Source organism: Kaistia hirudinis (genome assembly GCF_014196455.1).
GTDB lineage: Bacteria > Pseudomonadota > Alphaproteobacteria > Rhizobiales > Kaistiaceae > Kaistia > Kaistia hirudinis.
The window spans coordinates 522,937-535,687 of record NZ_JACIDS010000002.1; the positions used below are offsets into that span (position 1 = coordinate 522,937).

Genomic DNA, 12,751 nt, shown 5'->3' on the forward strand with positions numbered 1-12,751 from the left:
GGTTGGCCGGCGACCCCTTCGGCCTTCTCCGGCTGCGGGCTGCAAACTGACCGCTCGTCGCGTTCGGGTCAAGCGGGCGCAATGACGCTCACCATTGCAGATGCGGGATGAAGGCGCGGGCGGCCAGTTGCTCCTCGGAGAGGAAGCGGGCGACGGCGCTGGAGTCGGGCTGCTCGGTCGGGCCGAAATTCGCCGCGTGGATGCCGCCGGTCACGAAGAGGATGTCGAGGCCTTCGCCCTTGGCGCCCTTGAGATCCGTCGGCGCGCCGTCACCGATCGCCAGCACGTCCGCTTTCGCCACGGCCGTGCCGCGGAGCGCGCCGATATGGGCCAGCGCCGCCTCGTAGATCGGCGCATGCGGCTTTCCGGCGACATGCGTGACGCCGCCGAAGCCGCGATAGCGCTCTGCGAGCGCGCCGGCGCACCAGATGAAGCGATTGCCGCGTTCGACGACAATGTCGGGATTGGCGCAGATGAGTGGCAGCCCGCGCGCCGCGAGCGCCCGAAGCTCGGCGTCATAGTCGTCCGGGCTCTCGCGCTCGTCCTCGCGCAGGCCCGTGCAGGAGATGACATCGGCCTCGGCGCTGTCGACGAGCGTGAGGTCGAGACCTTCATAGAGCGGCAGGTGAATATCGGAGCCGATATGCAGCACCTTGGCGCCGGGACGGCTCGCCAGCAGGCCGCGCGTTACGTCGCCGGAGGTGACGATGCCGTCATAGCTCGCCTCGGTGACGCCGAGCGAGCGCATCTGCGCGACGATATAGGGGCTGAGGCGCGGCGCATTGGTCAGCAACACGACGGTGCCGCCCGCCTCGCGAAAGCGCGCGAGCGCATCGCAGGCCGCGGGGAAGGAGCGCACGCCGTTGTGCACGACGCCCCAGACGTCACAAAGGATCGCCGCATAGGAGGGGGCGATCTCGGAAAGTCCGCTGATGCGCGGCGGCACGGTCGAATTGCTCATGCGGGCGGGTTATTGGTTCCCGCCGCGCCGGTCAAGCACTGGACGCTCCACAAGGGCCTCATGTCGAGCCATCAAGGGCCCGCATTGCGCTCCAGTCCAATTAGAGCGGCTTCTGGAACGCTTTATTTACCCTGTCGGGGGAGAGTCGAACCAAGCGCGAGGGGTCGCGCCGGGAGAGGGGTCTTCCTGGAATGGCGTTCGCAGACGGCTCGCAAGGGCCCGTCCAGATATTGGTCATCGATGCCGATCCGGTCCAGCGTCGGTTGGTGTCGGCGCATCTGTCGGCCGGCGGCGGACGCGCCATGGAGGCGCTGACCGTGGCAAGCCGTGCCGAGGCCGCCGACCGGCTGTCGGGGCGCGGGCCGGCCCTCGTCGTCGCGGATGTCGAGACGCTCGGCGGCGCCGATGCACTCGCGGCCCTCGTCGGCGACCACACCCGCGTCATCGCCACCAGCGCCCGCGGCTCCGTCCATGCGGCCGTGGCCGCAATTCGCGCCGGCGCGGTCGATTACCTGCCGAAGCCGTTCGGCGCCGCCGCGCTGATCGAGCGCGTCGAGGCGGCGATCGCGCAATGGAACCGCAATCCCGAGCCGTCCGTGCGTCCGACTGCGCGAAGCGCTGCCGCGCAGGCGGATCTCGGCTTTGAGGGCTTCGTCGGGCGTTCGCCGGCGATGGCCGCGATTTTCGACCAGATCGCGCGCGTCGCGCCGTCCCGTGCTCCGGTGTTCATCACGGGCGAGAGCGGCACGGGCAAGGAGCTCTGCGCCGAGGCGATCCATGCGCGCTCGGGTCGCGGCGGCAAGCCGTTCATCGCGATCAATTGCGGCGCGATCCCGAAGGATCTCATGGAGAGCGAGGTCTTCGGCCATGTGCGCGGCGCCTTTACCGGCGCAAGCGACACGCGCGCCGGCGCGGCGGAACTGGCCGATGGCGGTACGCTGTTCCTGGACGAGATCGGCGAGATGGATCTCGCCTTGCAGGCCAAGCTGCTGCGCTTCCTGCAGAGCGGCACGGTCCAGCGCGTCGGAGACACGACGGCGCGCAAGGTCGATGTCCGCATCATCAGCGCCACCAATCGCGATCCCTTCGCGGAGATCGCGACCGGACGCTTCCGCGAGGATCTGTTCTACCGCCTGCACGTCCTGCCGATCCACATGCCGCCGCTGCGCGCCCGCGCCGATGACGTGCTCCTCCTGGCCGAAACATTCCTCGCCCGCTTCACCGCGGAGGAGCAGCGCGACTTCCAGGGCTTCAGCGCTGAGGCCGCCGCGATGCTCCTGGCGCATGCCTGGCCCGGCAATGTGCGCGAGCTTCAGAACGCCATCCGCCGCATGGTGGTGCTGAACCAGGGGACGGAGATCACGGCCCAGATGCTGCCGGCGACGATCGGCGCCGCCGCTCCGACCATGTCGGACGCGCTTTCGGCGCCCATGCTGTCCGGTTCCATCATGCCGTTCTGGGAGCAGGAGCGCTCGATCATCGAGAGCGCGGTCGGCGCGTTCAGCGGCAACATCGCCCGCGCCGCGGCGGCACTCGAGATCAGCCCCTCGACCATCTATCGCAAGCGCCAGGCCTGGCTGGAGAAACGCAGCGCCTGACCCTTCGTTGCGCTCCGATTCACACTGAGCCACCGAAACGCTTGCGTGCGCCGCATCATACCGGCATGTTCCGCTCGGATGGGCTGTTAAGGTGCCAATTTGGGCGCCCAACGAGGGGTTGGAAGCATGAATCTGGTTGGATCCCGCCTGGCCGGGATCGCGATGGCGGGCGCGATGGCGCTGGCCTCGATGGCTCCGATTGCGGGAGCCGCGTCCGCAGGCGAGGCCGCGAGCAAGGCTGCCGAGGCCGAAGGGCTTCTCGCCGCCGGCAAGGTCAAGGAAGCCATCGACGCATTCGATGCCTCCGCCGAAGCCTTCTGGAAGGCCGCGCCGCTCGCGTTTCGCAAGGCTCTCTTCGTCGACGACGTGAAGAGCTATGGCGAATACGTCGCCCATGCCGGTTCGACCTTCGCGCCCGGTTCCGAGCTCAAGATCTATGCCGAGCCCGTTGGCTTCGGCTGGACCGACGAGAGCGACACACACCGCATCGCCTTCAAGACCGAGATCGAGATCCGCAACGACAAGGGCGTGATCTTCGCGAAGTCGCCCGCGCCGGCGAAGCTCGAGAAGATCGGCAGCAGCCCGAGCCGCGACTTTCATCTCACGGTCGGCTTCCGCCTGCCCGAGCTGAAGCCCGGCAGCTACAAGCTGATCCTGACTGTCACCGACGAGGCGACCGGCAAGACCGCGCCGATCGAGCTGCCGCTCACCATCTCCTGATCCGGACGACGTGTGATCGGCCTCATAGCCGTCCTGCGGCGCGCGGTGTTGAAGGGACCCGTCAAGCCGGGCTTCCCGGCTTCGGAGCCGGTCGTTCGACATGCCGTCCATCTATGATCTGAAGCCGCGCTTCCAGGCCCTGTTGCGGCCGTTGGTGGCAGGGCTCGCGGCCGGCGGCGTCACGGCCAATCAGGTGACGGTCGGCGCGGCCGTCCTCAGCCTGGTTGCCGCGGCTTTCGTCGCGCTCCAGCCGGGCGTGCGGTTGGTCCTTCTCGTCTATCCGATCGTCCTGTTCCTGCGCATGTCGCTGAACGCGATCGACGGCATGCTAGCGCGCGAGCATGGCCAGAAGAGCCGGCTCGGCGCGATCTTGAACGAGGCGGGCGACGTCGTCTCCGATGCGGCGCTGTATCTGGCGCTCGCTCCGGCGCTCGCGCCCTTCGGTGCACATACGGCGCCGATCGTCGCTTTCGCATTCTTCGCCGTGCTCACCGAGTTCGTCGGCGTGCTCGGCCCAACGGTCGGCAGCACGCGGCGCTATGATGGCCCGATGGGGAAATCCGACCGCGCCGTGGCGATCGGTCTGCTCGCATTCGTCCTGGCGCTCGGCGCGCCCGGCGGCGCCTGGCTGGATGCGGTCATGGCGCTGCTCGCCGTCCTCTGCCTGTGGACCGCCATCCGTCGGGCAACGCGGGCCTTGGAGGGTGGATGATGGACGGATTGGCGAAGATCCCCGGTGCGCTCGACCTGCCGGCGGCTGTGCTCGTGACATTGCTCGCCATCTTCGTAGGCCTCGCCGCCGCGACGGCCTTCGTCTGGCTGCGGCCACGCCCTGCCGGATCGGCCGAGGACGGCAAAAGCGCGGAACTCAAGGCGCGGATCCGCTCCTGGTGGGTGATGATCCTGCTGGTCGCGGCGGCGCTCGTGCTCGGCCGTACGGCGACGGTCATCCTCTTCGCCTTCGTCAGCTATCTGGCGCTGAAGGAATATTTCACAATCATCCCGACCCGCCGGGCGGATCGCGTCGTGCTTCTCGTCGCCTATCTCGCCGTGCCGGTGCAGTACTGGTGGGTGGGGACCGCCTGGTACGGCATGTTCGTGATCTTCGTGCCGGTCTACATGTTCCTGATCCTGCCGGCGGCGATGGTCCTGCGCGGCGAGACGGAGGGGTTCCTCAAGGCGGCCGGCACGATGCACTGGGGGCTGATGATCGCGGTCTTCGCAATCAGCCATGCCGCCTATCTGATCGCCGTGCCGCCGCCGGCCTCGCCGCCCGGTACCGGCGCCGGGCTGCTGCTCCTCCTGCTGATCCTCACCGAATTCAACGACGTCGCCCAGTTCGTCTCCGGCCGCAGCTTCGGCCGCCACCGCATCACGCCGCGCGTCTCGCCGAACAAGACCGTCGAAGGCTTCGTCGGCGGGCTGGCGGCGACGACGGTGCTTGCGGCCGTGCTGGCCCCCGCCCTGACGCCGATCGGGCCGCTCCAGGGCGCGCTGATCGGGGCGATGCTGGCGACGGCCGGCTTCTTCGGCGACATCGTCATGTCGGCGGTCAAGCGCGACCTCGCCATCAAGGATACCGGCACCATCCTGCCCGGCCATGGCGGCATTCTCGACCGGGTCGACAGCCTCGTTTTCACCGCGCCGCTCTTCTTCCACACCGTCCGCTATTTCTATTTCTGACGCCGATGACACCGCGTCCCGCCGCCCGCGTCCTGCTCCGTGTCCTCTTCTTCGCGGTCGTGGTGCGGCCGTTCCTGCTCATCGCGATCGGCCTCTCGGTCCGTCATCGCGAGCGTCTGCCGAAAACGGGTCCGGTCATCATCGCCGCCAACCACAACAGCCATCTCGACACGCTGGCGCTGATGTCGCTCTTTCCGCTTCGCCGCCTGTCGCGCATCCATGCCGTTGCGGCCGCGGATTATTTCCTGGCCAATCGCTGGCTGCGCTGGTTCGCCGTCGACCTGCTCGGCATCGTCCCGATCGAGCGCGCGGCGGCGAAGGGCGGCCGCGATCCGCTGGCGCCGGCGTTCGACGTGCTCGATCGCGGTGACATCCTCATCGTGTTCCCGGAGGGCTCTCGGGGCGAACCGGAGCAACGGGCCGCCTTCAAGCGCGGCATCGCCTATATGGCCCGGCGTCGTCCACAGGTGCCTGTCATTCCCGTCTTCCTGCGCGGCTTCGGCCGTGTGCTGCCGAAGGGCGACCATCTTCCCGTCCCATTCTTCTGTGACATCGTCGTCGGCGAGGCCATGACCGGGGAAGGCGAGGATTTCGTCAGCCGCCTGGAACGGGCGGTCGATGCGCTGGCGCGCGAAACGCCGTCGCCGGAATGGACCTAGGGCGCTGGCCGCGCGGTCCGAAACAGAATCTCGCATTCGCAGCGCGTCGGCGCCTTGACAGTCCGAGGCCGCAATCCTAGATCCGGGACGCCTGTTAGCACTCGATGGTTCTGAGTGCTAACACATCGTTTCACAGGCCGCCTTGATGGGCGGCTTACTCGCGAGGAGAGAAGACAGATGGCATTCCGTCCTCTGCATGACCGTGTCGTGGTTCGTCGCCTTGAAGGCGAAGAGAAGACCAAGGGCGGCATCATCATCCCGGATACCGCCAAGGAGAAGCCGCAGGAAGGCGAAGTCGTCGCCGTCGGCCCGGGCGCCCGTGACGAAGCTGGCAAGCTCGTCCCGCTGGACGTCAAGGCGGGTGACCGCATCCTGTTCGGCAAGTGGTCGGGCACCGAAGTCAAGATCGACGGCGAAGACCTGCTGATCATGAAAGAGTCCGACATTCTCGGCGTGATCGACAACAAGGCTGCCGGCAAGAAGGCCGCGTAAGGGTCACCCCTTTCACGCGGCTTTTTATTGTCCCGATAGCAAAACATAGGAGCAGGCCACATGGCTGCTAAAGACGTAAAGTTCTCCGCCGATGCGCGCGAAAAGCTGCTGCGCGGCGTCGATATCCTCGCCAACGCCGTCAAGGTCACGCTGGGTCCGAAGGGCCGCAATGTCGTGATCGAGAAGTCCTTCGGCGCGCCCCGCATCACCAAGGACGGCGTTTCCGTCGCCAAGGAGATCGAGCTTGAGGACAAGTTCGAGAACCTCGGCGCGCAGCTGCTGCGCGAGGTCGCCTCGAAGACCAACGACAAGGCCGGTGACGGCACGACCACGGCGACCGTTCTCGCCCAGTCGATCGTCAAGGAAGGCGCCAAGGCCGTTGCGGCCGGCATGAATCCGATGGACCTGAAGCGCGGCATCGACATGGCCGTGACGGAAGCCGTCAAGGATCTCGAGAAGCGCTCGAAGAAGATCAAGACGTCCGAGGAAGTCGCTCAGGTCGGCACCATCTCCGCCAATGGCGAGAAGGAAATCGGCCAGATGATCGCCTCGGCGATGCAGAAGGTCGGCAACGAGGGTGTCATCACCGTCGAGGAAGCCAAGACCGCCGAGACCGAGCTCGAGGTCGTCGAGGGCATGCAGTTCGACCGCGGCTATCTCTCGCCGTACTTCATCACCAATGCCGAGAAGATGGTCACGGAACTCGACGACCCGTACATCCTCCTGCACGAGAAGAAGCTGTCGAACCTGCAGTCGATCCTGCCGGTGCTCGAGGCCGTCGTTCAGTCGGGCAAGCCGCTCCTCATCATCTCCGAGGACGTCGAGGGCGAGGCTCTGGCCACGCTCGTCGTCAACAAGCTCCGTGGCGGCCTGAAGGTCGCGGCCGTCAAGGCTCCGGGCTTCGGTGACCGCCGCAAGGCCATGCTCGAGGACATCGCGATCCTCACCGCCGGCCAGGTGATCTCGGAAGACCTCGGCATCAAGCTCGAGAACGTCACGCTTGCCATGCTCGGCCGCGCGAAGAAGGTCACGATCTCCAAGGAGAACACGACCATCGTCGACGGCAACGGCAAGAAGAAGGAAATCGAAGCCCGCGTCGGCCAGATCAAGGCTCAGATCGAAGAGACGACGTCGGACTACGACAAGGAGAAGCTCCAGGAGCGTCTCGCCAAGCTCGCTGGCGGCGTCGCGGTCATCCGCGTCGGCGGCTCGACGGAAGTCGAAGTCAAGGAGCGCAAGGACCGCGTCGATGACGCGCTCAATGCGACCCGCGCGGCTGTCGAAGAGGGCATCGTCCCCGGCGGTGGTTCGGCTCTCCTGCGCGCCAAGAAGGCCGTCGAGAAGCTGAAGTCCGACAATTCGGACATCGAAGCCGGCATCAAGATCGTGCTCCGCGCGCTCGAGGCTCCGATCCGTCAGATCGCCGAGAATTCCGGCGTCGAGGGCTCGATCGTCGTCTCCAAGGTTCTGGAGAACAAGTCGGACACGTTCGGCTTCGACGCTCAGAACGAAGAGTTCGTCGATCTGGTCGCGGCCGGCATCATCGATCCGACCAAGGTCGTCCGTACGGCTCTGCAGGACGCGGCTTCGGTTGCTTCGCTGATCGTCACGACCGAGGCGCTCATCGCCGACCTGCCGAAGCCGGCAGCCGGCGCTCCGGCGATGCCGGGCGGTGGCGGCATGGGCGGCATGGACTTCTAAGTCCAGCCATCCAAAAAGTTCAGGAAAGGGCGCGGCGCGAGCCGCGCCCTTTTCGTTTGTATCTATGCCTTCGTGACGGTCACCCCGAGCGACTCGATCGTGCCGATGAACGCCGGATCGGCCGTCGCCTCCGTCACGATCCCGGCGAGCGCTTCGACCGGCGCCACCAGATAGGGCGCGGCGGTCCCGACCTTGTCGCGCGAGGCGAGCGCGATCGTCTCGGCCGCCTGCGCCATCAAGGCGCGCTTGATGCCGGCTTCCTCATAGTCGCCCGTGGTCAGGCCGCTCTCCGGATGGATGCCGGTGACGCCGAGGAAATAGAGATCGGCGCGCAGGCGCCGGATCGCCTCCATCGCATCCGCGCCCGTCGCGACGATCGAGTGCTTGAACAGCCTTCCGCCGATCAGGATCACCTCGACGCCCGGATGCGGCACCAGTTCGAGCGCCGTGCTCGGGCTGTGCGTGACGATCGTCGCTTTCAGATCCGGCCGGAGCGCGCGCGCTACCTCGATCGCCGTCGTGCCGCCATCCAGCATGACGACCTGTCCGTCCGCGATCAGGGCCGCGGCGGCACGGCCGATCGCCTGCTTGCCGGATGGTTCGATCGCGCGACGGCTCGAGAAATCGGCGAGGCCGGGCGAAGCGGGCAGGGCGCCGCCATGCACGCGGGTCAGGCGCCCCTCGCTCGCCAGTTCGCGCAGGTCGCGGCGGATCGTGTCCTCCGACAGGCCGAGTTCGGCGCTGACCGCCTTGGCCAGAACGCGGCCATCGCGCGCCAGGATCTCGAGGATCAGCCGCTTCCGTTCAGCCGTCATCATGGGTGTTCTCCTTTTGCACGATATTGAACGAAATGACACGATATTGCATGTTATAGGCTCTATCCAGTCATTATCGTAAGGAAACAGGCATGACCAGATCGTCGGAATCCATGGTGATCCTCGTCGCAGGACCCTATCGCTCGGGCACGAATGATGACCCGGCCCGGATGCGCGCCAATCTCAGGCAGCTCGAAGAGGCGGCGCTGCCGCTGTTCCGCGCCGGCCATGTGCCGCTGATCGGCGAGTGGCTCGCACTGCCTTTGATGGAGGTGGCGGGATCAAAGGCAGTGGGCGACGCGATCTACGAGGAGATCGCCTATCCGGTCGCGCATCGCCTGCTGCCACATTGCGACGCGGTGTTGCGCCTGCCGGGCGAATCCAAGGGGGCCGATCTCGACGTCTCGATCGCGACGGAGCGTGGCCTCAAGGTCTATTACCGTATCGAAGACGTGCCGCCCTGTCGGCCTGCGGCTCAGCTGTAGCCGCGACTCAGCTATAGCCGCGACGCTTGCGGCGCATGCGCCGCTCCAGCAGCTTGCCGGTCGAGAGGATCACGCGGCCGATATCGCGGAACCCCGCCCCAATGACCTGGCCGGCGGTGCTTTCGGTGGAGATTTCCTTGTAGAGGGCCAGCGGCGGGGGGCCCTTGAACTCCCGCCGCGGCATCTTGCGGCGAATCTCCGAGGCTTCGGCCGGATCGGCCGAATTGTAGGCGGCGTTCGCCGCCAGCAGACCCTCGAGAAGATCATCCTCGACCGGGTCGTCCAGCGTGCGACCGCTCGCCGGCAGCTCCATCTCGGAGAGGAGGCTCAAGGCCCTCTGCTCCGAGAAGACATGAATCCAGCGTATCGTGAGTTCGGCGAGCGCGTAGTCAGTGTCTTTCGGATTCTTCGAGCCGTAATGGTCGCGCTCGATCCGCGCGATCCGGCGCTGCAGTTCGCGCGCGAGCCTGGGATTGGCCGATGGCTCTTCCGCCTGAGCCTTCAGGAAGCCGGCGCTGAGACCGGCAAACCGGTGCCATTCGCCGTCATTCCAAGCCTGATCATGCGTGTGATGCAGCAGGATCGGATCGGCGACGAGCATGAGCGGCGAATAGAGGCTGGCGGCCACCGGAAACGCATAGTCCCACCAGGGGACACCAAGCTGGTAGGGATAGCTCACGAACGAAGCGAGCGCCGGCGCGACCTTGCGCGGCGTGAATGCGAGGAGATCCACGCCGAGATCGAAGCGGTGGCCCTGCCTGCGCGTCAGCGACGGGACCTCCCAGCGATGCATCACCACCGTCGAATCGGCGGCGGTCGCGGCGAGTCGCTCCGCGAAGTCGGGCGAGGGGGCCATGAAGACGTCCGCATTGACGATGCCGACCGGCTCGTCCTGAGGCGCTGCGGCAAGGACGGAAGCAAATGAGGGCGTCTTTCGCGCCTCCGGACCGAGGTCCTCTTCGACGAACCGGTACTCGACGCCCGGAAATCCATCGCCGAGGAGCTTTTCTTCCGCCTTGTTGTGCACGGAGACGATGCGAAAGCCGTTGGCCTGCCACGAGCGGAGGCAGCGGCCGACCAGCGCCTCGCCGACATCCATTCCGTTTTCATCGAAGCGCTTCAGACGCGGGAAGGCGGATGTGAGCAGCAGCAAGTTGGCGGTTCCAGCCAGAGAACAGACATCAGCCATTACCCCACCAGCGGATGCTCCGCTAGCCCGTCACCCAGCCCGCGGCTCAGCGTCGCTCGCGGAAGAAGGCGCGCAGCAGTTCGCCCGCGGCCCCGGCGCCGATCCCGTCATAGACCTCGGGGGCATGATGGCAGCTCGGCTGGTGAAAGAGGCGGACGCCGCTTTCGACTGCCCCGCCCTTTGGGTCGCTTGCGCCATAATAGAGCCGGCGGATACGGGCGAACGAGATCGCGGCCGCGCACATCGGGCAGGGCTCCAGCGTCACGTAGAGATCGCATTCGGGCAGGCGCTGCGAGCTGAGCGCCCGGCAGGCGGCCCGGATGACCAGGATCTCGGCATGGGCGGTGGGGTCGCTCGTCTCCAGCGTCCGGTTGCCGTCGGCGGCGAGAACCTGGCCGTCGCGCACGATGGCGGCACCGACAGGAACCTCGCCGCGGGCCGCGGCCGCCTGTGCCTCCGCGAGCGCAACCTCCATGAAGCCCGCTGCCGGACCGTTCATCGCTCGATTCGCCTCCGCCGCTCTGCTATCAGGACCCGATGACAAGGTCCGTGAAACCGCCGATCCAACGCACGAACGCCGTGCCCGCGCAAGCCGATGCAGCCGGGGGCGAGCGTATCGCCAAGGTGCTTGCCCGTGTCGGGCTCTGCTCGCGCCGGGACGCTGAGCGCTGGATCGCGGAAGGCCGCGTCGCCGTCAATGGCCGGACGCTGTCGAGCCCGGCGGTCAATGTCTCGCCCTCGGACCGCGTCACGGTGGATGGCGAGCCGCTGCCCGAGCGCGAGCGCACCCGCCTCTGGCTCTATCACAAGCCGAAGGGGCTGGTGACCACGGCGCGCGATCCGGAAGGGCGCCCGACCGTGTTCGATTCGCTTCCCGACCATTTGCCGCGGGTGGTCGCGGTCGGCCGGCTCGACATCAATACGGAAGGCCTGCTCCTCCTCACCAATGATGGCGGCCTGGCCCGAATCCTCGAATTGCCCTCGACCGGCTGGCTGCGGCGCTATCGCGTGCGGGCCTGGGGCGAGGTGATGCAGCCGGATCTCGACCGGCTGAAGGATGGTGTCGCGGTGGATGGCGTCATGTATGGCGCGATCGATGCGGTGCTGGAGCGCGTCCAGGGCAGCAATAGCTGGATCAGCATGAGCCTCCGCGAAGGCAAGAACCGCGAAGTGAAGAACGTTCTCGCGAGCCTTGGCCTCGATGTGAACCGGCTGATCCGCATTTCCTACGGCCCCTTCCAGCTCGGCGATCTCGCCGAAGGCGAGGCGGTCGAGATTCGCGGGCGTATCCTGCGCGACCAACTCGGCGAGAAGCTCGCCCGCGAGGCGGGCGTTGATTTCGATGCGCCGCTGCGGGAAGAGCTGCAGGCGAAGGGCCGCGAGCCGGCCGGTCGTCCGCCGCGCGGAAAGCCGACCGCGCCCGGACAGGCGCCAGGCAAGTCGGCCGCCGGCCGAGCGCCTTCGTCCAAATTTTCGGCGTCCAAGACGTCACAGTCGACGGATGGCAGAGCGGCTGCCGGCAAGTCGGTCGCGGGCAAACCTGCTGCGAGCAAGTCGTCCGCCGGAAGGCCGTCGGCCGGCAAGAGCCTGTCCGGAAAGCCATTCCCGGCGAAGACGCCATCCGACAAGCCGTTCCGCGGCGCTCGCTCAGGGGCGGGCAAGGCGGAGGGGCGCGCTCCGGCGCCGTCCCGTCGCCGCGAGCAGGACGGTGGTCCTGGCACGCGGCCGGACGCGGACCAGCAGCCGCGTCGCGACGGTCATGTTTCGAAGGGCGGTGGTCCGAAGCCCGGCAAGGGTGGCGGCCGTCCGAGCGGTGGGCGTCCGAGCCGCGGAGCACCGGGGGGCGGGCATGCGGATCGTCGGCGGTGAGTTTCGCGGCCGTACCCTGGCCGCGCCGCAGTCGCAGACGATCAGACCCACCTCCGACCGTCTGCGCGAAAGCCTCTTCAACGTCCTGAGCCATGCCTATGACGATCCCGTCTCGGGCGCGCATGTGCTCGATATTTTCGCGGGAACGGGCGCGCTCGGCCTCGAGGCGCTGTCGCGTGGCGCGGCCTTCGCGCTCTTTGTCGACGAGGGTGTCGAGGCCCGTGGCCTTGTCCGCCGCAACATCGAGGCGCTCGGGCTGACGGGCCGCACGAAGCTGTTTCGCCGCGATGCCGCCCGCCTCGGGCCGGCTGGCGGCATGGGGCCGTTCGATCTCGTTTTCGCCGATCCGCCCTATCGTCGCGGCCTCGGCGAGCGGGCCCTCGTGGCCGCCGTGACAGGAGGCTGGCTCAAGCCGGGCGCTCTCGTGGTGCTGGAAGAGGCAGCTGACGCCGAAGTGTCGATTCCCGCCGGCCTTGAGCAAATCGAGCACCGCGAGGCGGGCGATTCGCAACTCCTGTTCTATCGTTCGGCATGACGAGGCGTGAAATTGCGCTCGCATGGTAGCCTAGACTAGCCTAG

At 67.2% G+C, this 12,751-nt stretch carries 14 protein-coding genes; 10 read left to right on the forward strand and 4 right to left on the reverse strand.

Translation table 11 applies throughout. The features are described from left to right. Nucleotides 1-88: 88 nt before the first annotated feature. Nucleotides 89-961, reverse strand: a complete 873-nt coding sequence (locus GGR25_RS07495; RefSeq protein ID WP_183398128.1) for a TIGR01459 family HAD-type hydrolase — start codon at nucleotides 959-961, stop codon at nucleotides 89-91. A 191-nt stretch (nucleotides 962-1,152) separates the two neighbouring features. Between GGR25_RS07495 and GGR25_RS07500 the strand changes: the two genes are divergently transcribed. The 7 genes from GGR25_RS07500 (at nucleotide 1,153) to groL (ending at nucleotide 7,814) form a co-directional block, all read left to right on the forward strand. Further along, nucleotides 1,153-2,559: a sigma-54-dependent transcriptional regulator gene (locus GGR25_RS07500; RefSeq protein ID WP_183398129.1), complete on the forward strand. Its 1,407-nt coding sequence runs from the start codon at nucleotides 1,153-1,155 to the stop codon at nucleotides 2,557-2,559. A 126-nt stretch (nucleotides 2,560-2,685) separates the two neighbouring features. Then, nucleotides 2,686-3,279: a hypothetical protein gene (locus tag GGR25_RS07505; protein WP_183398130.1), complete on the forward strand. Its 594-nt coding sequence runs from the start codon at nucleotides 2,686-2,688 to the stop codon at nucleotides 3,277-3,279. 100 nt (nucleotides 3,280-3,379) lie between these two features. Next, entirely contained in the window at nucleotides 3,380-3,991 is a 612-nt protein-coding gene (locus GGR25_RS07510) for a CDP-alcohol phosphatidyltransferase family protein (protein WP_183398131.1), read from the forward strand. Beyond that, the gene (locus tag GGR25_RS07515; protein WP_246409347.1) at nucleotides 3,988-4,962 is read left to right on the forward strand and encodes a phosphatidate cytidylyltransferase; all 975 of its coding nucleotides are present in this window, start codon (nucleotides 3,988-3,990) and stop codon (nucleotides 4,960-4,962) included. Before GGR25_RS07510 ends, GGR25_RS07515 begins: the two co-directional genes overlap by 4 nt. A 5-nt stretch (nucleotides 4,963-4,967) precedes the next feature. Then, nucleotides 4,968-5,621 carry a lysophospholipid acyltransferase family protein gene (locus GGR25_RS07520; RefSeq protein ID WP_183398132.1) on the forward strand — a complete coding sequence of 218 codons (654 nt, stop codon included), beginning with the start codon at nucleotides 4,968-4,970 and terminating at the stop codon, nucleotides 5,619-5,621. A gap of 177 nt (nucleotides 5,622-5,798) precedes the next feature. Next, nucleotides 5,799-6,113 carry a co-chaperone GroES gene (gene groES, locus GGR25_RS07525; protein WP_183398133.1) on the forward strand — a complete coding sequence of 105 codons (315 nt, stop codon included), beginning with the start codon at nucleotides 5,799-5,801 and terminating at the stop codon, nucleotides 6,111-6,113. Between the two features lie 60 nt (nucleotides 6,114-6,173). Beyond that, nucleotides 6,174-7,814 (forward strand): chaperonin GroEL, encoded by a 1,641-nt coding sequence (gene groL / locus GGR25_RS07530; protein ID WP_183398134.1) that lies wholly within the window; start codon nucleotides 6,174-6,176, stop codon nucleotides 7,812-7,814. A gap of 62 nt (nucleotides 7,815-7,876) precedes the next feature. On the opposite strand, the gene GGR25_RS07535 is transcribed toward groL, so the two are convergent. Continuing rightward, the gene (locus tag GGR25_RS07535) at nucleotides 7,877-8,632 is read right to left on the reverse strand and encodes a DeoR/GlpR family DNA-binding transcription regulator (RefSeq protein WP_183398135.1); all 756 of its coding nucleotides are present in this window, start codon (nucleotides 8,630-8,632) and stop codon (nucleotides 7,877-7,879) included. 110 nt (nucleotides 8,633-8,742) lie between these two features. Between GGR25_RS07535 and GGR25_RS07540 the strand changes: the two genes are divergently transcribed. After that, nucleotides 8,743-9,114, forward strand: a complete 372-nt coding sequence (locus GGR25_RS07540) for a DUF4406 domain-containing protein (RefSeq protein WP_183398633.1) — start codon at nucleotides 8,743-8,745, stop codon at nucleotides 9,112-9,114. Nucleotides 9,115-9,121: 7 nt separating this feature from the next. Here GGR25_RS07540 and GGR25_RS07545 read toward each other — a convergent pair whose 3' ends face one another. Together GGR25_RS07545 and GGR25_RS07550 are read right to left on the reverse strand one after the other, a co-directional pair. Beyond that, nucleotides 9,122-10,267 carry a hypothetical protein gene (locus GGR25_RS07545; RefSeq protein ID WP_183398136.1) on the reverse strand — a complete coding sequence of 382 codons (1,146 nt, stop codon included), beginning with the start codon at nucleotides 10,265-10,267 and terminating at the stop codon, nucleotides 9,122-9,124. A gap of 82 nt (nucleotides 10,268-10,349) precedes the next feature. Beyond that, nucleotides 10,350-10,802, reverse strand: coding sequence for a nucleoside deaminase (locus tag GGR25_RS07550; protein ID WP_246409350.1), 453 nt, complete (start codon nucleotides 10,800-10,802; stop codon nucleotides 10,350-10,352). 50 nt (nucleotides 10,803-10,852) lie between these two features. Between GGR25_RS07550 and GGR25_RS07555 the strand changes: the two genes are divergently transcribed. Together GGR25_RS07555 and rsmD are read left to right on the forward strand one after the other, a co-directional pair. Beyond that, nucleotides 10,853-12,172: a pseudouridine synthase gene (locus GGR25_RS07555; protein WP_343067994.1), complete on the forward strand. Its 1,320-nt coding sequence runs from the start codon at nucleotides 10,853-10,855 to the stop codon at nucleotides 12,170-12,172. Continuing rightward, the gene (gene rsmD, locus GGR25_RS07560) at nucleotides 12,153-12,707 is read left to right on the forward strand and encodes a 16S rRNA (guanine(966)-N(2))-methyltransferase RsmD (protein ID WP_183398138.1); all 555 of its coding nucleotides are present in this window, start codon (nucleotides 12,153-12,155) and stop codon (nucleotides 12,705-12,707) included. Before GGR25_RS07555 ends, rsmD begins: the two co-directional genes overlap by 20 nt. The last annotated feature ends 44 nt before the right edge of the window (nucleotides 12,708-12,751 follow it).

Bases quoted from the DNA above. Each gene is read 5' to 3' on its own strand.
- GGR25_RS07495 (WP_183398128.1), bottom strand. From the start codon at position 961: ATGAGCAATTCGACCGTGCCGCCGCGCATCAGCGGACTTTCCGAGATC.
- GGR25_RS07500 (WP_183398129.1), top strand. From the start codon at position 1,153: ATGGCGTTCGCAGACGGCTCGCAAGGGCCCGTCCAGATATTGGTCATC.
- GGR25_RS07505 (WP_183398130.1), top strand. From the start codon at position 2,686: ATGAATCTGGTTGGATCCCGCCTGGCCGGGATCGCGATGGCGGGCGCG.
- GGR25_RS07510 (WP_183398131.1), top strand. From the start codon at position 3,380: ATGCCGTCCATCTATGATCTGAAGCCGCGCTTCCAGGCCCTGTTGCGG.
- GGR25_RS07515 (WP_246409347.1), top strand. From the start codon at position 3,988: ATGATGGACGGATTGGCGAAGATCCCCGGTGCGCTCGACCTGCCGGCG.
- GGR25_RS07520 (WP_183398132.1), top strand. From the start codon at position 4,968: ATGACACCGCGTCCCGCCGCCCGCGTCCTGCTCCGTGTCCTCTTCTTC.
- groES (WP_183398133.1), top strand. From the start codon at position 5,799: ATGGCATTCCGTCCTCTGCATGACCGTGTCGTGGTTCGTCGCCTTGAA.
- groL (WP_183398134.1), top strand. From the start codon at position 6,174: ATGGCTGCTAAAGACGTAAAGTTCTCCGCCGATGCGCGCGAAAAGCTG.
- GGR25_RS07535 (WP_183398135.1), bottom strand. From the start codon at position 8,632: ATGATGACGGCTGAACGGAAGCGGCTGATCCTCGAGATCCTGGCGCGC.
- GGR25_RS07540 (WP_183398633.1), top strand. From the start codon at position 8,743: ATGGTGATCCTCGTCGCAGGACCCTATCGCTCGGGCACGAATGATGAC.
- GGR25_RS07550 (WP_246409350.1), bottom strand. From the start codon at position 10,802: ATGAACGGTCCGGCAGCGGGCTTCATGGAGGTTGCGCTCGCGGAGGCA.
- rsmD (WP_183398138.1), top strand. From the start codon at position 12,153: ATGCGGATCGTCGGCGGTGAGTTTCGCGGCCGTACCCTGGCCGCGCCG.